Source organism: Moheibacter stercoris, from assembly GCF_040545805.1.
Classification (GTDB): domain Bacteria; phylum Bacteroidota; class Bacteroidia; order Flavobacteriales; family Weeksellaceae; genus Moheibacter; species Moheibacter stercoris.
Genome location: NZ_JBEPMO010000001.1, coordinates 312,381 through 333,162, shown reverse-complemented (window position 1 = coordinate 333,162; position 20,782 = coordinate 312,381). Strand labels below are relative to the sequence as shown.

The 20,782-nt window shown below is 36.7% G+C and carries 13 protein-coding genes; 7 read left to right on the top strand and 6 right to left on the bottom strand.

Features of this window, described 5'->3' with window-relative positions; genetic code table 11:
* Window positions 1-117: 117 nt before the first annotated feature.
* The 6 genes from ABID46_RS01500 to ABID46_RS01475 all read right to left on the bottom strand — a co-directional run bounded on the left by ABID46_RS01500 (window position 118) and on the right by ABID46_RS01475 (window position 12,699).
* Window positions 118-1,986 carry a GEVED domain-containing protein gene (locus tag ABID46_RS01500; protein WP_354506144.1) on the bottom strand — a complete coding sequence of 623 codons (1,869 nt, stop codon included), beginning with the start codon at window positions 1,984-1,986 and terminating at the stop codon, window positions 118-120.
* A 307-nt stretch (window positions 1,987-2,293) separates the two neighbouring features.
* Window positions 2,294-4,885: a GEVED domain-containing protein gene (locus ABID46_RS01495; RefSeq protein ID WP_354506141.1), complete on the bottom strand. Its 2,592-nt coding sequence runs from the start codon at window positions 4,883-4,885 to the stop codon at window positions 2,294-2,296.
* Between the two features lie 131 nt (window positions 4,886-5,016).
* Complete coding sequence (locus ABID46_RS01490) at window positions 5,017-7,155, bottom strand: T9SS-dependent choice-of-anchor J family protein (RefSeq protein WP_354506138.1); 2,139 nt, start codon at window positions 7,153-7,155, stop codon at window positions 5,017-5,019.
* Between the two features lie 256 nt (window positions 7,156-7,411).
* Window positions 7,412-9,958, bottom strand: coding sequence for a GEVED domain-containing protein (locus tag ABID46_RS01485; protein WP_354506135.1), 2,547 nt, complete (start codon window positions 9,956-9,958; stop codon window positions 7,412-7,414).
* Between the two features lie 169 nt (window positions 9,959-10,127).
* A complete protein-coding gene (locus tag ABID46_RS01480) occupies window positions 10,128-11,255 on the bottom strand; it encodes a tetratricopeptide repeat protein (RefSeq protein ID WP_354506132.1) in 1,128 nt (375 codons plus the stop codon).
* The gene (locus ABID46_RS01475; RefSeq protein WP_354506129.1) at window positions 11,248-12,699 is read right to left on the bottom strand and encodes a helix-turn-helix domain-containing protein; all 1,452 of its coding nucleotides are present in this window, start codon (window positions 12,697-12,699) and stop codon (window positions 11,248-11,250) included. The genes ABID46_RS01480 and ABID46_RS01475 overlap by 8 nt, the downstream gene beginning before the upstream one ends.
* A 105-nt stretch (window positions 12,700-12,804) precedes the next feature.
* On the opposite strand from ABID46_RS01475, the gene ABID46_RS01470 reads away from it, so the two are divergent.
* The 7 genes from ABID46_RS01470 (at window position 12,805) to ABID46_RS01440 (ending at window position 20,781) form a co-directional block, all read left to right on the top strand.
* Window positions 12,805-13,962, top strand: coding sequence for an ABC transporter ATP-binding protein (locus ABID46_RS01470; protein ID WP_354506126.1), 1,158 nt, complete (start codon window positions 12,805-12,807; stop codon window positions 13,960-13,962).
* 10 nt (window positions 13,963-13,972) lie between these two features.
* Entirely contained in the window at window positions 13,973-15,727 is a 1,755-nt protein-coding gene (locus tag ABID46_RS01465; RefSeq protein ID WP_354506123.1) for a hypothetical protein, read from the top strand.
* Window positions 15,728-15,823: 96 nt separating this feature from the next.
* A complete protein-coding gene (locus ABID46_RS01460) occupies window positions 15,824-16,828 on the top strand; it encodes an AAA family ATPase (protein WP_354506120.1) in 1,005 nt (334 codons plus the stop codon).
* A 41-nt stretch (window positions 16,829-16,869) separates the two neighbouring features.
* Window positions 16,870-17,745 carry a DUF58 domain-containing protein gene (locus tag ABID46_RS01455; protein ID WP_354506117.1) on the top strand — a complete coding sequence of 292 codons (876 nt, stop codon included), beginning with the start codon at window positions 16,870-16,872 and terminating at the stop codon, window positions 17,743-17,745.
* A complete protein-coding gene (locus ABID46_RS01450) occupies window positions 17,742-18,755 on the top strand; it encodes a hypothetical protein (protein WP_354506114.1) in 1,014 nt (337 codons plus the stop codon). The genes ABID46_RS01455 and ABID46_RS01450 overlap by 4 nt, the downstream gene beginning before the upstream one ends.
* Window positions 18,752-19,771, top strand: a complete 1,020-nt coding sequence (locus ABID46_RS01445) for a vWA domain-containing protein (protein WP_354506111.1) — start codon at window positions 18,752-18,754, stop codon at window positions 19,769-19,771. Before ABID46_RS01450 ends, ABID46_RS01445 begins: the two co-directional genes overlap by 4 nt.
* Entirely contained in the window at window positions 19,771-20,781 is a 1,011-nt protein-coding gene (locus ABID46_RS01440) for a VWA domain-containing protein (RefSeq protein WP_354506108.1), read from the top strand. The genes ABID46_RS01445 and ABID46_RS01440 overlap by 1 nt, the downstream gene beginning before the upstream one ends.
* The last annotated feature ends 1 nt before the right edge of the window (window position 20,782 follow it).

The following is a 20,782-nucleotide window of genomic DNA, read 5'->3' as shown; positions in this document are numbered from 1 at the left end:
CTAGATTGGAAAGTGGGTAAATAAAGAAATTTTTTCGTTCTTATTTAGAACAGATATAAATTAAAAAGGGCTCTGAAAACAGAGCCCTTTGTATTGAAAATTAGTCGGTTTTTCCGATTATTTCTTGATGATTTTAAAGGTTTCAATTTGTCCTCCTTCCGCTACTGCTTTGATAATATAGGTACCAGAAGGCAAAGATTGAACGTTTAATTTTCCATTCAAAATGTTTGAATTTGACATCATTTTTTGACCTGCCAAATTGAATACTTGAACTGATTGAATTCCTTGTTGAGATGTAATTGTTAATACATCTTTTACAGGATTCGGATAGTAAGCAAACGCAGAATTAGAAATACTTGGCAATCCTAAAGTTCCTACATTCACCGTATAATCTTCTGTTTCACCAAAACCTTGTTCTTCATCACAAGCCATATCCCAAGTTGCAGAAGCTTCTCCTACAGCCGCAACACGAACTCTCATTCTATATTCACCTTCTGTTGTAGTTGCTGGAATGGCAATAGTTCCTGATACAACATTTGCTGATCCTGTTCCTACATAGGTAAATTCAGATTCTTCAAAAACACCATTTTTGTTGTAATCAATCCAAACTGATACCGATTCATAAGCCCATCCATCTCCAACTGTTACGTTGATTGGATAGGTTTCACCCGCTACTACATTGGCAACCATTGAGGTAAAGTTTCCGTATCCGTTTGCACTACAAGTTGTGGTGTTGTTGATTTCTTGGAAGGTTACATTCGTCATTACATCACCATCTGTACAATCCAATTCTGGCTCACAATAGATAGGATCTTCTTCTCCACCTTCTACAGAAATTGCTACTGTATAATCTTCTGTTTCTCCAAAACCTTGTTCTTCATCACAAGCCATATCCCATGTTGCTAAACCAAAGTTAGCCGCTGCAACACGTACACGCATTCTATAATTTCCTTCTGTAGCATCTGCTGGAATGGCAATACTTCCTGAAACAACTGATCCTGATCCTGTTCCTACGTAGGTGAATTCAGACTCTTCAAAAGTTCCATTGTTGTTGTAATCGATCCAAACTGATACTGATTCATAAGTAAATCCGTTTCCAACTGTAACATTGATTGGATAAGTTTCACCCGCTACTACGTTGGCAACCATTGAAGTATAATTCCCGTATCCGTTTGCACTACAAGTTGTCGTGTTGTCAATTTCTTGGAAGGTTACATTCGTGATAACATCATTATCTGTACAATCCAATTCTGGCTCACAATAGATAGGATCTTCTTCTCCACCATCTTCACCAACTGCTTCTACTCTAATATTGTCCAATACCAAATAGAACATATCTGCAGGTGAGAATGATTGGAATCCAAAATAATAAACCCCTGTTTCAGTAGGTGTAATTTCTACTTCGTTGGTTAATTTGTTATAGCTAGACAAAATTCCCTCATGTGAAGCAATTGGATTGGTCATCGCTGTGTGCGTATTGTCTGTACCATATGCAACTGCTAAATTTTCAGCAAATAATGCGCCAACTGCAGATCCGTATTCGTACGAAACTTTGTAAGCATTTCCTGCTTCTAAATTGATTCCTTGGGTAAAGAACCATGCATTTGCTGCACTAGATGAATTCCATCTGTAGCGTAAATACGTTCCTGTAAATTGACCATTTGCTTGATTAGCCGTTTCCCAATTGTTACCAGTTCCTGCGTTTTCAATGCTTGTACATTCTGGCATTCCTGGAACAACTGCTGATTCGAAAGATTGGTGATAAGGCACATTTACCGCCTCACAATCATTGATGTTGTTTACTCCTTGGTCAAAATTAACAAACGACCAATTGGGTGTTCCTGTTGGAATTCCGTTAATGCCTTGTTGTTGTGTGTTTATGTTAGCATTTTTCAATTCAATGGCTTTCACGGCAACCTTTGATTGGCTAAAACCGTAAGAACCACTAATTGCGGTTACTAACAAAACAAGTAAAGTTTTTTTCATTTAATTACTGTTGTTTTGTGTTAATGAGGGCGTGAATATATTAATTTTTTTTATAGACAACATCAAGGAAACTCTTTACTAGAAAGAATTTGAGGGGTTTTACTTTGAATTTTATCAATGCATTTGAAAGGATTTTAAGAGTAGAAATACTATTCGTTTTAAACGCTTAAAATATAATTTTCAGCGCTTTACCTCATTCTAAATTTTCTAAAATTTAAGTTCGAAGAAGGGAAATTTTAAGATCAAAAAATTACAATAAAAAAAGCTCCGATTTCTCGGAGCTCTTGTCTAAATGATAAATAAATTCTTATTTTTTAATGATCTTGAAGGTTTCAATTTGTCCTCCTTCCAATGCTACTCTGAATACATATGTTCCAGCCGGTAACATTTGGACGTTGATTTGTCCGTTTGCAACTTTTGAAGCTGTTAAAACTTCTTGTCCAACCAAATTGTAAACTTGAACGTTTTCAATGGTTTTTGCAGAATTGATGTTTACCAATCCAGTTGTTGGGTTCGGATAATAAGCAAAATCATATGTGTTCAATGATGGTAATCCTAAAGTTTGACATTCTCCTTCAACTTTGAATGCGCTATCTTGTCCAAATGAATTTGCAACCCATGTAACTCCTCCATCTGTACTAACCATTGCCAAGGCATTGGTATTGCTATCTGCCATTTCTAAGTAATTGGAAGTTCCTTCTGTTCCTGCTGTAGTAGATATTCCAACCCAGAATAAATCTCCAGTTGGTCCTGCCTGAAGTGATATTTGTGTTGGTAAATCAAATACTACCTCGTATACATTGAAACCAAATACATTTGAAATAAATGTTTTGCTTGTTGGAGTAATATTTAAAGATTGATCTACTAAAGTTCCTGGCATTCCTGCGTTGTCTTCATAGAAATATAAGTCTGCTGTATTGATGTCTGCAAATATTTTCATGGTTACTTTACTAACCAACATTTCTGTATCTGCTGCAACTGGAAAGTCATTCGCAATTTGTAAAGTTTGTAAGTTTCCAATTCCATCTTGGATCGTTCCCACATACTCGACTGAACAGCCATCTTCTCCTCCACCTTCAGAGCTAATGTTCAAGGTATAATCCTCAACTTGACCATAATTTTGGTCCATCGCACATGGATCTAAATTGAAATCCAATGGTAAATCATACACTTTGAAAATTCTCATTCTCGTTTGTCCTTCAACTGCTGAACTTGGAATTTCAATGTTCAAGGCAGCAAAAATTGCATCATTACCTGTTGAATTGGTAATAGTTCCTACTTCGTAAACTTCTCCTGCATCGTCCAAAATTCCATTTTGATTCCAGTCAATAAAGGCTGTGATATAGTTTTGCCAGTTTCCAGCAGTGTTTCCTTCTACACGTAATTCATAGGTTTCTCCTTTGGTTACGTTTCCAACAATGGATGTAAAATCCTCATGTGCTGGACTAGAAGTTGCTGCAGAGCTCTCATTGTCAATGTTTGCAAAAATAACATGCGTAATTGGCTCTACTCCAAATTCAAAGGTAATTGGTCCACAATAATCACTTGGAGGATCAATTCCACCGTCACAAGTTACAGTTCCAGGTCCTGTAATGGTATTGGTAAATGGTCCATAATCTAAAGGATCAAATCCTGTTGTGATCAAAAAGTACTCTGTACCAACAGCTAAAGTTGGTGTTACTTGAGAGTTTCCAACTCCACCAGAATCATCATTACCTGTTAAGTAATTCACCAAAGCATTTTCTGGATCAAATGCATTTTGATACACGAAAATCATTCCATCCCATCCAGTTTGTGCTGAACTAATGGTGTAGGTTCCTGCAGTGTCAACGGTAAATGGTCCATATACATGATAGGTTACCCCTTGACCCACAGAAGACATTCCTGAACCATCTTGCAATGGTCTGTCCCAAATTGGTCCTCCTGTGGTGTCTCCCACTAAGTCACAACTCCCGGAAGTACCTCCTCCTTCTTCCAAGAAAGAAACCCAAGCAATTTGCGTCAAGGTTGTACCATTAATTGAACCCAAGTTGGTAGTGTTTCCTGATGTGGTGTTAACCAATCTTAATTCTGCCAAAAAAGTAGTATTATTGAATGCTGTCATATAAATGGTATTAGATGCAGCGTCCCAAGCCATTCCTTGCCCAAAATTGGCATCAAATCCAATGTTTCCAATCAAGGTTGCATTTCCCGTAGCCAAGTTAACAGAATACAAAGAATCGTCTACTAAATCATAGGTATAACCCATTCCCGAACCATCGATAGCCAAAGCAACCGCAAGTCCTCCTGAATTATTTAAATTTCCAACAAAAGTAAGAGCTGCCGTATTTGTATTTACGGTATACAAACCTGTGCTTGATAAGGCATAAAGTGTTCCGTTTACAGGGTTGAACTCCATTCCATTGATATTGGCCACCCCTGAATTTCCAACCAAGGTATAGGTCCCTGTTGGAACATCAATTCGGTAGAGTTCTCCAATGATATTCATGGCATACCCAACAGTTGGGTTATCGTGGGCAATTGCTCCCGCTCCCTCAAAGTTGACTGAACCAGAATGGTTATTAATCTGATTTATAACAGCTAAATTGCTAATATCAAAACTTACAAACTTATTATAGGCTGCCGTTTCAGCTCCATAGGCCATCGTGGTACTATTGATTCCATCTGTACCATACATAGGTTGACCTATGTTTACATTCCAAGCATTTTGAGATTGATAATAGTTTCTCAATTGTTCCACCTCACTGTGCGTGAAATGATCATAAACAGAGCCTGATTGAGCCCCCAAGGACTCAACTCTGTTTAACAAATCATTCATGGATGAATGATTGGATAGACTTTGTGCATCTACTCCAAAATAGGAGGCGCACAAAACCATAGAAAGTAAAATTTTCTTCATGTGTAAAATATTTAATGTTAATGTATTACCAAGTTAGTGATTTTTATTTTCCTTTGAAAAAAAATTTTCACCCCTTTCTAAAAACAAAAAAAGCCCCGATTTCTCGGGGCTTTGCTAGAGGTATCTTTACTTTATTTTTTGATGATTTTGAAGGTTTCAACAATTCCTCCTTCCAAAGAAACACGGAAAATATACGTTCCGCTTGTCAAAGCTTGAACATTTATTTGACCATTTGCAACTTTTGAAGTCGTTAAAACTTCTTGTCCTAACAAATTGTAAACTTGAACGTTTTCAATTGTTTTTGCAGAACTGATGTTTACCAATCCAGTTGTTGGGTTCGGATAGTACGCAAAGCTATTGTTTGCCATTGATGGCAACCCTAAAGTTCCTACGTTAACTGTATAATCTTCTGTTTCTCCATACCCCTGTGTTTCATCACAAGCCATATGCCATGTTGCAGATGTTTCTCCTACTGCTGCTACACGTACTCTCATTCTGTATTCGCCATCTGCAGTTCCTGCTGGAATGGCAATATTTCCTGAAACTACTGATCCTGAACCTGTTCCTACATAGGTAAATTCTGATTCTTCAAATACCATGTTGTTGTTGTAATCAATCCAAACTGATACGGATTCATATGCCCATCCACTTCCAACTGTCACATTAATTGGATAAGAATTTCCTGCTTCAACATTGGCAATCATAGATGTATAATCACCATATCCATTTGGACTACAAGATGTTGGGTTGTTGATTTCTTGGAATACAACGTTGGTAATCACATCTCCATCTGTACAATCCAAATCTGGAATACAATACGTTGGATCTTCTCCTTCATCATCACAATTCATATCTGAATGTGTTGCATCGTCTCCACCATCTAAGGATCCTGAGGCTTGAATTCCGTTTGCATTTTTGATTTCGTATGAAACTTCATTGTCATCAAAATTTCCAAATGCTTCGATGTAGAATTCTACTGGTCCAGCTGCTGTTATCGTTTGAACATCACTGAATCCGATATCGTCATATTCGCCTCCCGAAAGAAGAACAGTTCCGTCTGCATCTCTAAATTCCCAGCTAATTTCGTCACCAAAAAATGGTCCTTCAACCGTAATCGTCCACTCACATTCTTCTGCGATTTCTTCTGCTAATTCAACTTTGATATTATCTAAATACAAGTAGAACATATTTGCGTCAGAGAATGCATTGAATCCGAAGTAATAAACTCCTGAAGTAGTAGCTGTGAATTCAACTACATTGGTTTCTACTTGTAAATCTGTCACAAAATCTTCGTGAGTAGCCAATACGTTGGTCATTGCTGTATGCGTATTCTCTGTTCCATAAGCTACTTTTAAGCTTTCTGGGAAAGTTCCTGCAGAATAAGTTCCATAGTCATAAGTAACTTTATAGGCTGTACCTGCCGTTAAGTTGATTCCTTGCGTATAGAACCAAGAATTTGCTGGGTTGGCAGAATTCCATTGGTAACGTAAATAAGTTCCTGTGAAATCTCCACTTGTTCCATTGTAAGTGTGCCAATTGTTTCCAGATCCAGCGTTTTCAACTGTTGTACATTCTGGCATATCTGGTGTTACCGCTGATTCGAAATCTTGGTAATATGGTACGTTTACTGGAGCGCATTCATCTCCTCCACCACCTTCTCCTTCAACTACGGACAAGGTATCAATCCCAATAAAATTAGAGTTAGTTCCAGAAGGACCTCCACTTGTCACATAATAACGGAATGCTAGATTCATCGCAACAGGAGTTGAACCCACTCCAGAGATAGTCACGGTATATTCTGTCCAAACTTCTGGATAGGATAAATCTAGATTCTCATTGATGGATAATAATAAATTTGTAAAACTACCAACGCCAGTCGGACCCGATGGCAAAGTCATCGTTCCAGTACTAGAACGAACTTCTAAGCGGTCATTGTAAATTGAACCAGAGGAAGTTCTCGTCCAAAATTTTAATTGATCGCCATCCTTTACATTTAATGTAGGAGTAATCAACCAGTTGCTTATGGTGCTAGAACCAGTTGTGTTGTTATAGTTAGCTCCAATATAAGAAGTTGGATCACCACTATGGCTATCGAATACAGCAGTGTTTCCTTGGAACCAATTGGTGGTACCAACTGTTGTACTTTGATTGGTCATTGTCCATCCACTTGAGGACAGCGTCGTAATATCATCAAAGTTTTCGGTTAAAATTTGTGCATTTCCTAGAATAGAAAATAGGAATGCACTCAACATGAGTAAATGTTTCTTCATCTGTTATGTTTTAAAAATAATCGATGAAATTATTAAAATTTTCCACAAACTGGAAAAAACAAATCTTTTATATAGTTATATTTTAATTAGTTAAATGAATAAATACTTCGCAACCCTTATCTATAAAAGATTTCAGAACAAATCACATTTTTTCTTAGAATTATTCTAAATTATATTGAAGTACGAATCAATAGAGAATTTCACATAAAAAAAGCCCCGATTTCTCGAGGCTTCAATGAATTTAATTTTTGGATTTTTATTTTTTAATCACTTTGAATGTTTCAATTTGACCACCTTCCAATGCCACTCTGAAAACATAAGTTCCAGCAGGTAACATTTGAACATTTATTTGACCATTTGCAACTTTTGAAGTCGTTAAAACTTCCTGTCCAACTAAATTGTAAACTTGAACGTTTTCAATTGTTTTTGCAGAACTGATATTTACCAATCCAGTTGTTGGGTTCGGATAGTACGCAAAGCTATTGTTTGCCAATGATGGCAACCCTAAAGTTCCTACGTTAACTGTATAATCTTCGGTTTCTCCAAAACCTTGATCTTCATCACAAGCCATATCCCAAGTTGCAGATGTTTCTCCTACTGCTGCTACACGTACTCTCATTCTGTATTCGCCATCTGCAGTTCCTGCTGGAATGGCAATATTTCCTGAAACTACTGATCCTGAACCTGTTCCTACATAGGTAAATTCTGATTCTTCAAATACCATGTTGTTGTTGTAATCAATCCAAACTGATACGGATTCATATGCCCATCCACTTCCAACTGTCACATTAATTGGATAAGAATTTCCTGCTTCAACATTGGCAATCATAGATGTATAATCACCATATCCATTCGGGCTACAAGATGTTGGGTTGTTGATTTCTTGGAATACAACGTTGGTAATCACATCTCCATCTGTACAATCTAAATCTGGAATACAATACGTTGGGTCTTCTCCTTCATCATCACAATTCATATCTGAATGTGTTGCATCGTCTCCACCATCTAAGGATCCTGATGCTTGGATTCCGTTTGCATTTTTGATTTCGTATGAAACTTCATTGTCATCAAAATTTCCAAATGCTTCGATGTAGAATTCTACTGGTCCAGCTGCTGAAATCGTTTGAACATCACTGAATCCGATATCGTCATATTCGCCTCCCGAAAGAAGAACAGTTCCGTCTGCTCCTCTGAATTCCCAGCTAATTTCGTCACCAAAAAATGGTCCTTCAACCGTAATCGTCCACTCACATTCTTCTGCGATTTCTTCTGCTAATTCAACTTTGATATTATCTAAGTACATATAGAACATATCGGCATTTGAAAATGCATTGAATCCGAAATAGTAAACTCCTGAAGTAGTTGGTGTAAATTCAACTACATTGGTAATGGCAGCCTCAGCTGTTAAGAAATTTTCATGAATCGCCAATACGTTGGTCATCGCTGTATGTGTGTTCTCTGTTCCATAAGCAACTTTTAAGCTTTCTGGATAAGCAGCTGCAGCTTCCGAACCATAATCATAGCTAACTTTATAAGCAGTACCAGCTGTTAAGTTCACTCCTTGGGTATAAAACCAAGAGTTTGCTGCATTTGAAGAATTCCATTGGTAACGTAAATAAGTTCCGGTAAATCCTCCGTTTGGCCCATTATACGTATGCCAATTGTTTCCTGCACCAGCATTTTCAACTGTTGTACATTCTGGCATTTCAGGTGTAACCGCTGATTCGAAATCTTGGTAATATGGAACGTTTACTGGAGAACATTCGTCTCCTCCACCACCTTCTACCAATAAATCATCGAAATAAACTGCCCATCCAGAAGCAAACATAGCAGCTCCACTGATGAATCCAGCTACATAATTTCCGTCTGGTGAAATTGAGTAAGCGGTTCCAGATAAAGTGGAAGTATCGATCGAATGATCATTCAATACATCTTTCAATAAAAGTGGATTATCTCCTAATTCCGCATGGTAAACCAAAGGTTCTCTATAAAATCCAGTACCAGGAATATAAGTTCCAGCATATCCTACTACAATATTATTCATAGAAATGTCTGTAAAAGCTCCTGTTTCGTATCCTGTTGGAACGGTAAAAGTAGACATTTCATCTGCGTCCATATCGTACACAAATGGAAGACTTAAAATTTGACCTACAATCATATTGTTGTCATTGATTCCATTTGCTTCTCCTAAATCTTCACTGATCAATTCAATCGTCCCATCAAAATGGAAAATAGCTGGTAAACGTTGAGTTCCAGCATCTGGATGATCAACCCAACCTACTGCGATTCCGTTGTTGTTTACCGAATAGGCTGCTCCATATTCATAGCTTGTGCTATTTAATAATTTGAATTCTTGCGTTTGTGTATTGTACATAAATCCCCAAGCTCCATCTTCTGGTGTCCATGCAGTTTGTCCACACACATAAACTCCATTCTCAGAAATTGAATACAGGGTATATTCTGTTCCTGGAGTGAAAGCTTCCGAAGAGAACATCGTCCAAACACCCGCATTTCTAAAGGCTGGTACAAATTGGTCAGAATCATTGACCATTAAACCCAAAACTTGTCCAGCTTCATTGATAGAGGCAGTTTGTACGACACCTGACTCTGGACTTGAAGGTGTATTGGTGGCAAAATCATAATATCCGTTGCCCAAAAGTCCGATCCCTTGATTGTTAATATCATAAATAGACGTGGCAAAACCAGATAATTCTTTGAACTGAACTTGAGCACTCCCGAATCCTCCCAAAAGGAAAGATCCCAAAATGGCCAATTTCATTTTCGAAAAGTAAATGTTTCTCATTGTAAAATTTTTAATACCCAAATCTACAAAGCATTTGGCTTCCAAATACTATAATATATATCTTTAGTCTTTTGAAATTCATGAAATTCAAAAGAAAAAATAATATACAAAATGCTGTATTAAAGATACTTAATTAATTTCCCAATTATTTTTTTAGCGGGAAGGAATTTTAGATTTTAATCTGAGATTTTAAGGAGTTTAATTGAGATTGGAAGTATTTTTGTCGTTTAAAAATCCAAAAAAACAATCCCAAAAATAGACTAATTAATCCTGTAAGAATTGCAAAATAATAAAGTCTTGTTTTTGATTTTTTCTCATTCATTTCTTGCGAAAAATGATCCAAAATCGTATTGATCGTACTTCGTTCATTTTCCTTAATCTGACTTGAAAGTTTTTCAAATTCTACATTAAATTTATGGTAATTCTCCCAATCTTTAATCGCTAAATAATTGGCAGAAAGTCCTTGGTAAATTCCTCTATTCAAAACCAAATCCCCTACTTTATCCGCTAACTTTTCAGCTAAAATTAATTCTTGAATCGCCTTTTCATATTGACTTTCCAAGGTATAAATTTCGGCCAATCCCTTCATAGCAAAAGAAGTTAAACTATTGGCGTCTGCTTGTTGAGCCAATTGTTTAGCCGTTAAAAAATGGGATTTTGCCGATTCGATTTGATTCAAATTCACATAACAATTGGCAATGTTATAGGCTGTCACGCTTTTATTGGCCATGCTTCTTGGACTTTCCTCTGACGAAGAAAACTCTTGATAGGCTTTGTTTAAATATTCAATCGCAATATCACAACTCAATTGATCGCGGTAAATAAATCCACGAATCGCATAATTGTTTCCTATCAAAAAGCGAATGGAGTCTTGGTGTTGGTAGTTTATCGCAACCAAATCTGCTTCGTCCAATACTTCCAGCGCTTTATCATTTACACCCAATTGATGATATTGAGCTGCGATTTTGTTCAATATCTGCATTTCCAAGACTTTGTGATCCTCCGAAATTTTAATCTCTTTGCTTTTCAGCGCATATTCCAAAGATTTTTGATAATCTCTCTTAGAAGCATAAGAATTGGATATCAACAACAAGGCTTGAACTTGCTTTTTGGGATTGTTTGAATTTTCTTTTAAATATTTTTGGGCAAACTCAATTGTTTTATCGGGGTTGTCATACACATCAATTACCGCCTGATTGTACAAACTATCTTCCTTGGACTGTGCAGTTAGAACTGAAAACTGAAGCAAACAGATCAACCCACAAAACCTCCAAAAAATTGATTTTCTACTACACATGTTCCAATTTTTTAACGAGTTGATTCTGATTATCCTCTTTGATTAATTCGATGAAAATAGCAGGCGAAACCCCAACCACCGATTTGAAAACGGTTGTAAAGGTACTATGGGAAGAAAAGCCACATTCTTCTGCCAAATAGCTTACTTTGTAATTCAAATAATTTGGATCATTTCGTAATTTCTCCGTAATGTACTTGATCCTTAATTCATTGATATATGAGCTGAAGTTTTTATTTTTTTGTCGATTGATGATTTCAGATAAATATTTGGTATTGGTATTCAATTGCCCCGCCAACACGCTTAAGGACATGTCTTTGTTGGTGTATTTTTGTGAAGCCTCAAATTTGCGCAAACCTTGCAAAATTTGCTTTTCACTTTCTTTTAAAATTTGAATGGGTTTGGGTTTTGACGTTTCTTCGATTTCAAGAGAATCTTCTACCTCTTCTTCCGTCTCCAATTCCAAAACATTCTCTTGTTCCAAAAGTTGGTTTTCCTGTTTTTTGAGATAATTTGCGAGAAGTGTGTAGGTTTTCTTTTTGCTTCGATATCGTATATAAAACACTGCATAAACCACCATTGCAATCAAAATCATTGTCAGAATAAGGCCCATCCAATATTTTAATTTTTGCTCCGATTTTCTTTGATTTTCTTCTAAATCTTGAACAAATAATTGATGCGCCACATTTGCCGCATGGGTTTCAATTTTTTGAATTCGAATACTGGTTTCTTTCAAAATTTGACTCTGAATTTGATATTCTTCCATCTGATTCAAGGCCAAATAATTTTTCGCCAATTGAAGACTAGATTCATATTCGAAAAAAGGATTCTGAGAAAACTGGGCAAATTCTTGCACTTTTTGTCCATAAATCAAGGCAGAATCGTGTTGTTTTTGTTCAAATTGAATTTCACTCAAAATCAAATAACCCAAAGCTTTCCGAAAATCTAATACATCTGATTTCGAAAGCAAGGCCTTTGCTTCTCGTTCGGCTTTATCTAATTGGTTCTTAGAAATGTCATCCAAGCCTTTATGGTAGTGATTTGAGATGCTTTCCAATTGAGTCGGACGTTTCGGGTCGGCAAAGGAAAAGTGCTTAACATTTAACTCTAAAATTCTCAGAATTTCATTGATTAATTGCTGACTATTTTGTTGAATTTCGGAATTTTTATCACCCAAATTTTTTGCCGCATATGCATCGGACAAGGATTGATCTAAATTTCCCATGATGAAATGAGAAAAGGAACGTATGTAATAGGCTTCAGATTTTTTATCGTCTGAATTGGATTGTTTCAGCAGGTAATCAGCTATTTTATTGGACTCTTGAGGATTGTAAAGCAAAACTTCTTCTGCTTGTACCAATAACTTTTCAGATTCATTGATTTGCGCATTGGCAAAGAACCCAATAAAAATGAAATACGTTATAAATCCTAATTGAATCTTCTTCATTTTTCAGCTAACATTCACAAATATATAGAATTTGAGGTTGTGAATGAATCATATTTGGAGAATAATACTCAATAGTTTTTCTTAGATTTAGCTAATTTTTACACTATGAATCTATTTAACCAACGACTTGCAGAAGTTTCCGATTTTTACCAGAATGGAGATCTAAATCTAGGGTTTCGTAAATTGATTGATTCTGCTTTGGATACAGGAAATACCGAAATTCTGAAAGAGGTAATTTCCTATACAGATTGGCGCCATCAAAATCCAGATGATTCAACAAATGATGTTGCAAAAGCGATGAATTTACTGGAGAAAATTCGTCAAGTTGGACCAAAAAATCAACCCAACTCCAATCGTAATATCATCAATGCCAAGAATATTTCGAAACAATATGCCAAAGGAAATTTTAAATTGGGTCCTTTGGATGTTAGCATTCAACCCAGTAAAATTGTCGGACTTGTCGGCGAAAATGGAAATGGGAAAACGACTCTTTTAAGGCTTCTCGCAGGTGAATTAAAACCCGACTCGGGAAATATTGACTATCAGTTCCGAGAAAATTTCAACAATCACTATGATTTGCGAACGAAATTGGTATACATCCCTCAACGGATTGAAGTCTTGCGCGGCGGTTTGCTCGACAACTTACAATTTACCTTGACCAATCATGGAGTTTTGGGAGAAGACAATTACTATATGGCGCTGACGGCTTTGGCTCGAATGGGACTTTGGCAATACAAAGAATTGAATTGGGCGAGGCTTTCGTCTGGATACAAAATGCGATTTGAACTGACCAGAACCTTGCTTCGACAACCCGAAGTTTTGTTGTTGGACGAACCTTTGGCAAACCTCGACGTTTTAGCTCAACAAGTGATTTTGGAAGATTTGAAATCTTTGTCAGAATCTTTGTATCGACCATTTGGAGTGGTTTTGAGTTCGCAGCAATTGTATGAAGTTGAAAAAATTTCAGACAAAATTATTTACCTCGAAAAAGGAAAATTGGTCAACGATAGTTCCATTAAAATCGATGAAGCGAGTCATCAATTGATTTTGGAATTGGAATCGGAAATTTCTAGAGAAATTTTGCAAGAGAAATTAGCGTCATTCGGTTTGGAAAAAATTCATTTCAACGGTGGAAATTATATGTTGTTTTTCAACCCAGAAACTTCTTTTAATGAGGTTTTGAAACAGTTCGGAGAGTCAGACATTCCTTTGACCTACATCCGAGATATTTCCAATTCAAGTCGTCGTTTCTTCATCAACTAAATCTATCCTCATGTTCAAAAAATTAGACAAATATTTATTAGAAAATCACCCTGTTGTTTGGAATACCAAATGGCTTTGGATGTTACTTTTATTGGTTGTTTATAATGTGATTTTCTTTCTTTTCGGCTTTTTCTCCTACCAAAATCCTGTGGAACTTCAAGAAACTATGATTTTTCAACGATTTTTCACGTCGGTTTATGTTTGGTTTGGGGTTTTAAGTGCGATTTTGATATTGGTTGTTTGGTTGAATCAATATTTCAAACAAAACGCCTTCAAATCTTTATATCCGAAATCAAATCTTTCTCTCTACAAAGAATTTCTGATTATTTTCTCTATCCTTTTTCTTCTTACTGGAACCTATGTTTCTTTCAACAAAGGTTTGGAAACACGCATTGCCAATGTGAAAACCAAAACCGAAATTAAGGAATACAAAGATTTAATAAATCGGGTGGCGCCATTTACACTACAGCTTTATTTCGCAGACAATGACCAAAACTCCAATAGTTATGCGCAAAGTTCTCGTTGTTTGCCCTTGCCGTTGTTTGATTCTTTGGTCAACGAAGATCGATTATTGAAAAAATTTGTCGCCAATCAAGTCCGAAATAATACTTTTTGGGAAAAGGTTGATACTGCCAATTATAAAATATACAAGGATAGTTTAGACAATCAAATAAACCAAAATCTTGAGTTTGATCTTCTTTTGTTAGAACATTTTCCATCACGCAAAAACTGGACTCCAACTCATGATTATAAAACATCTGAACCCGTTGTATATCAATCAAATTCTACGTATGAAGCAGCTGTTGAAATTACAGAATATACCGAAAACTACCCTTCAGATTCTTCTTATCAGTCTGTACGGTATAATTTGAAAAGCATTTACAATTATTGTAATGAACTATTTTATGATTTTGACTCCATTCGAAATCCAAAATATTACGCCGAACAAACGCATAATCTATTGCTAAATAATCAAAAAGATTCCATTCAAAAATTAATGGATCGTTACCTAAAATTAGCTGACGAATTGAACGTTGGATATCGATTCAAAGACAAAGATTGGATCGATTACGTATACAATCCGCCTTATTATTTTGTGGATTATGAATTGCAAGAATCTACTCGTTACAACAGAGCCGATAACAAAACTTACTATAAAGATTATATCTATGAAGCAGGCCTGACAACTAGTATAAACAACATTTACCATGCACAAAAGGGAATTATAGAACTACACGAAATCATAACTTGGCTATATGTCAGCTTATTTTTCACTTTGCTCATTTTTACATTTCGTATGACGTCCATGCGTTCCTGGGTGGTCTCTTTGGTGGGTTCAATTATTGTGTTTTTTGTGTATTTGAGTACTTTTTTCATCTTCTTACAAGCGATGATTTTTTATGAACTCAATTTAGGCCTTGGACTATTATTGGCGTTTTTTGCCTTGTTCTGGATTATTACTGGGATTGGTATTAGTCAATCCAAGTGGAAATTAGCAACAGGCGTCAATTTAAATTGGGTGGTTTGGACTTTTGGTGCCATCCTTCCTATTGTAATTTCTTTATACTCCAATTGGATGGACAATCTTTATCCGCCAACCTATGTCCATGATGGTTTGACAAATCAATACATTCAACATCCGCATGTGGAGTGGATTTCAGACAATTTTACATTGATTGCTTTCACCAACTTATTGGTTGTTTTTATTGGGATTTATTTCTTAATTTCCGTCTTTAAAAAATGGCAAGCTATGGCTGATGAATAAAGAATTCTATTAACAAACTTTAACAATTTGCTACCATTAAATTAGCGTAATGGCATTGACAAATTTTGCAACTTAGCGTGCTTTTAATTCTTACATATGCAGAATAAATTATCTTCTTTTGACATTCGTCAATTAAGCGAAGAAATAGAGATGGAAAGCCAAGCGATTTATCGACTTTCCAATGAAATAAATAAGAAAGTAATCGGTCAAGAAAAAATGGTCGAAAGTCTTTTAATCGGACTTTTATCAAACGGCCATATTCTCTTGGAAGGTGTTCCTGGTTTGGCCAAAACCTTGGCGATCAAAACCCTTTCAGAAGCTGTAAGTGGATCGTTTTCTCGCATCCAATTTACACCCGATTTATTGCCGGCAGATGTTGTAGGAACTTTGATTTACAACATCAAGGAAAACGATTTCAAAATCAAAAAAGGTCCCATTTTCGCCAATTTCGTATTGGCAGATGAGATCAATCGTTCTCCTGCAAAAGTTCAATCGGCATTGTTGGAAGCTATGCAAGAAAAACAAGTAACAATTGGTGACGAAACCTATCGTTTGGAAAATCCGTTTTTGGTGCTGGCAACGCAAAATCCAGTGGAACAAGAAGGAACTTATCCGCTTCCAGAAGCTCAGGTGGACCGTTTCATGTTGAAAACCTTGATTACTTATCCCGACAAAGAAGCGGAGCGCATCATCTTACGAAATAGCATCGACGATAATTTCCCAAAAATTGATAAAGTCATCAGTTTGGAAGAAATTCTTCGTTCAAGAGAAATCGTTCGAAAAGTCTATATGGACGAAAAAATTGAACGATACATTCTAGACATCATCAATGCCACTCGTTTTCCACAAGAATATAATTTAAGCAAATTATCGCCACTTATTTCGTTTGGAGCATCTCCACGTGGTAGCATCAATTTGGCTTTGGCAGCGCGTGCCTATGCCTTTTTGAGAAGAAGAGCTTATGTGATTCCAGAAGATGTTCGAGCAATGAGCAAAGATGTTTTGCGTCATAGAATTGGATTGAGCTACGAAGCCGAAGCAGAAAATATCACTGCCGATAAAATTATCGACGATATTTTGAACGCGATTCCAATTCCATAGAAAAAACAAAATTTCAACGAATTTTTCAACCAAACGTCAAATTGGATACCAAAGAAATCATCAAAAAAGTCAAGCGAATTGAACTCAAAAGCCGTCGCAAAGCCAATAATCTTTTTATGGGCGAATACCATAGCTCATTTAAAGGTCGTGGGATGATTTTTTCTGAAATTCGACCTTATCAATACGGTGATGATGTGCGAAACATCGATTGGAACAAAACGGCGCATTTCAACGATCCTTATGTGAAAGTTTTTGAAGAGGAACGCGAATTGACCATGATTTTGATGGTCGACGTTAGTGCTTCGGAACAGTTTGGAACGAGAAAACAGTTCAAATCCGATACGATTGCCGAAATCTGTGCAACCCTTGCCTTTTCTGCCATCACCTACAATGACAAAGTAGGATTGGTTTTGTTTACCGATCAAGTGGAACTTGTTGTGCCGCCAAAAAAGGGAAAGCAACATGTCTTGCGGATCATCCGCGAATTGGTTAATTATGAACCCAAAAACAAGCAAAATAACCTAGAAATTGCCTTGCGATTTTTGATGGATACCTTCAAGCGAAAAGCCAATGTTTTTGTGATTTCAGACTTTATAGATGAGTCAAATTACACCAAAAATCTGCGCATTGCAGCCAAAAAGCACGATGTAACAGGAATCCGAATTTTCGATGAAAAGGAAATGGATTTTCCAGATGTCGGCTTGATTACTTTGGTGGATAATGAAACCGGTGTTCAAAAATTAATCAATACCTCTTCCGCTCAAGTGCGTGCGAACTACAGAAATTATTTCGAATTGAAAACGAATCAAATTTCCCATAACTTTCATACGGCAGGTGCTGGATATTTGAGCATTCAATCCGATGAAGATTACATCAAACCTTTGTTGAACTATTTCAAAAAACATTCAGTGAAATGAAAGAAGTAGGAAGTGTTGGAGGTTGGAAGTTGGAAGTTGGAAAGATAAAATCTTTCCTTTTCAGCCTGTTGATGGTTTTTTCTTGTCTAATTTCTTTCGAAGCAAATGCACAAATCAAAGCCGAAATCGACACCGCCAACATCAAAATTGGCGAACCGATTCATTACCGAATTAGCATTCCTATTCAGCCCAATCAACGAGTTTCCTTACCCGAACTGAAAGATACCTTGAGTTTTCATGTGGAAATTTTAGACCAAAAAATTGATACTGTTTTTGAAAACGAACGAAAAGTATTGGTTCAAGAATTGACCTTGACAAGTTTTGATTCGGGAGAATTTCTCATTCGTTCTTTGCCAATTGTCATCGATTCCGATACGATTTTGTCCAATTCTTTCACGATAAAAGTGGAAGAAGTCGAACTAAATCCAGAAGACATGGAAGGCTTTCCTATCAAACCCATTATGGGCGAAGAATACACTTGGAAAGACTATTGGGACAAGTATTGGATGTATTTCGTCGCGGCCATTTTGATTTTTTTGGTGCTTTTGGTTTTGACCATTCTTTTCTTGCGAAACAAAAAACGATCAGACGAAAAGTCCTATACCATCAAAACGCCGTATGAAGAAGCGGTGGATGCCTTGAAAAATTTAGACAAAAAGAAATATTTAGATAAAAATTTGGTCAATCCGTATTATTCGGAATTGTCCTATTTGTTGCGTCGCTATTTGGGTCGCGTTTATCATTTTTCTTCCTTGGAATTGTTGTCAGATGATTTGGTGGATCACTTTAAAAAATCAGACCAATTGACAAGCGAAGATGTTCAAAAATTGAAAGAATTCTTGTTTGATTCTGATTTGGTTAAATTCGCGAAAGCAATGCCAGAAAAGGAAAAACACGAATATTATCGAAATTGGGTGGCCGATTTGGTCGAAAAAATCAAACCTTTGGAATTGGAAGATGATTCCGTTCAAGAAGATTTACCCAATTTGAAATACAGAAAAATTGAATGATGGGAAATTTTGAGTTTCAAAATCCGTGGTTGCTTTTGCTGCTTCTTTTGATTCCGTTGTTGATTTTTCTACGGATTCGAAAGAAACAAAGTCCGCCTGCGGTTAAAATTTCCACACTCAAACCATTTGAAAATTCTGAAAGCATTTTAGGCAAATTAAAGCCCTTACTTTTTGTTTTGCGACTTGCGGCTTTGACGTTCATGATTATTGCCTTGGCGAGACCTCAAATGGTAGAAATGACCTCCACCGTCAAGTCTGACAAAGGAATTGACATCATCATGGTGGTCGATACTTCTTTGAGTATGTTGGCCAAAGACTTGGAGCCCGATCGACTTGAAGCTTTGAAAAAAGTTGCCGAAACCTTTTCCCTACAACGACCAACCGACCGAATTGGTTTGGTTGCGTATTCGGGTGAAGCCATTGCCAAAGTTCCTTTGACAACCGATCATCGCGTTTTGGTAGAGGAAATTCGCAAATTACAAACACGTGAATTGGAAGATGGAACAGCCATCGGGGTCGGATTGGCTACGGCGATCAACCATTTAAAAGACAGCAAAGCCAAAAGCAAAATCATCATTTTGATTACCGATGGAGTCGAGTCTATCGACTATACCAACGATTTGCTTTATATTTCGCCACAAAATGCAACAGCAATTGCTGTTGATCGTGATATAAAAGTTTATACAATTGGCGTTGGAACCAATGGTAGAGCGCCTTTCCCAACAGCTGAAGATCCATTTACAGGAGAATTAATTTTTACGCCGCAGTTAGTGGAAATTGACGAACCTTTGCTGAAATACATCGCAGGTAATACAGGCGGACAATACTTTCGGGCGACCGATAATGAATCCTTAGGGGAAATTTACAAACAAATTGACCAATTGGAAAAAACCGAAATCAACGAAATCAAGTATTACAATTACACCGAATTATTTGGGAAATACTTGACTTGGGGATTGATTTTGTTATTGCTGGAATTGATTTTACGTCGAACTTTATTCAAAGAATTAACCTGATGGATTGGGCACAACCAGAAAATAGCATTTGGCTTTTGGCAATTCCGGTATTCATCGGATTGTCGATCTATGTGTATCGATGGAGAGAGCGTGTAAAATTATCTTTTGCTGATTCAAAATTGATTCAAAAGATATTTCCATCCAACGACCAATCTCGCTATTGGATAAAAGTTGGATTGATTGCTGCTGGACTATTTTTCGCCATCATCGCTTTGATGGATCCTTTGTATGGAGAAGAAGAAATCAAAGTGCAACGAGAAGGAGTTGACATCATTTATGCCTTGGATTTATCCAATAGTATGAACACAGCAGATGTTGCTCCAAGTCGAATTGAACGCGCCAAAAAGATTATTTCAGAATCGGTCAATCGTTTGGGTGGCGACCGTGTTGGCTTGATTGTATTTGCGGCAGATGCTTATTCCATTTCGCCATTGACCAATGATTATTCGGCCATTCAATCCTATATAGCAAGCGCAAGTCCCGATTTGATTTCGCAGCAAGGAACTTCTTTTTCCAATGTTCTTCAAAAAGCAGTAGAAATGTTTGGAAATACACCTTCTACAGGAAAGCTTTTGGTGATTTTATCGGATGGAGAAGACAATGAAAATAGTGTGAGCAAAGCCGAAAAATTAGCCAAGGATAATCGCATCCATATTGTTTCTTTGGGAATTGGTACAACAGCTGGAGGTCCAATCCCAATGCACATTGGTGGTTTTCAAGAATATAAATTGGACAAATATGGCGAAACGGTTATTTCCAAATTGGAAGAATCTTCCTTGAAATCTTTGGCAAAATCAGCCAATGGAACCTATATTTTGGCAAATCAAACAGAAGAAACTTTGAAACAATTGCATACTTACTTAAATTCGCTCGAAAAAAATGTCCAAGACACAGCGATGAGTCGTGACAAAAAGCACGTTTTTCAGTGGATTTTAGCGATTTCTTTGCTTTTGATTTTTATAGATACTTTAACAACTGAACATAAAGTTTTTAACAACAAAAAGGGTTAGT

Coding starts and splice junctions, on each gene's coding strand:
- ABID46_RS01445 (WP_354506111.1), top strand. CDS start 18,752: ATGATGGGAAATTTTGAGTTTCAAAATCCGTGGTTGCTTTTGCTGCTT.
- ABID46_RS01490 (WP_354506138.1), bottom strand. CDS start 7,155: ATGAAGAAACATTTACTCATGTTGAGTGCATTCCTATTTTCTATTCTA.
- ABID46_RS01480 (WP_354506132.1), bottom strand. CDS start 11,255: ATGTGTAGTAGAAAATCAATTTTTTGGAGGTTTTGTGGGTTGATCTGT.
- ABID46_RS01470 (WP_354506126.1), top strand. CDS start 12,805: ATGAATCTATTTAACCAACGACTTGCAGAAGTTTCCGATTTTTACCAG.
- ABID46_RS01440 (WP_354506108.1), top strand. CDS start 19,771: ATGGATTGGGCACAACCAGAAAATAGCATTTGGCTTTTGGCAATTCCG.
- ABID46_RS01495 (WP_354506141.1), bottom strand. CDS start 4,885: ATGAAGAAAATTTTACTTTCTATGGTTTTGTGCGCCTCCTATTTTGGA.
- ABID46_RS01450 (WP_354506114.1), top strand. CDS start 17,742: ATGAAAGAAGTAGGAAGTGTTGGAGGTTGGAAGTTGGAAGTTGGAAAG.
- ABID46_RS01465 (WP_354506123.1), top strand. CDS start 13,973: ATGTTCAAAAAATTAGACAAATATTTATTAGAAAATCACCCTGTTGTT.
- ABID46_RS01460 (WP_354506120.1), top strand. CDS start 15,824: ATGCAGAATAAATTATCTTCTTTTGACATTCGTCAATTAAGCGAAGAA.
- ABID46_RS01485 (WP_354506135.1), bottom strand. CDS start 9,958: ATGAGAAACATTTACTTTTCGAAAATGAAATTGGCCATTTTGGGATCT.
- ABID46_RS01475 (WP_354506129.1), bottom strand. CDS start 12,699: ATGAAGAAGATTCAATTAGGATTTATAACGTATTTCATTTTTATTGGG.
- ABID46_RS01500 (WP_354506144.1), bottom strand. CDS start 1,986: ATGAAAAAAACTTTACTTGTTTTGTTAGTAACCGCAATTAGTGGTTCT.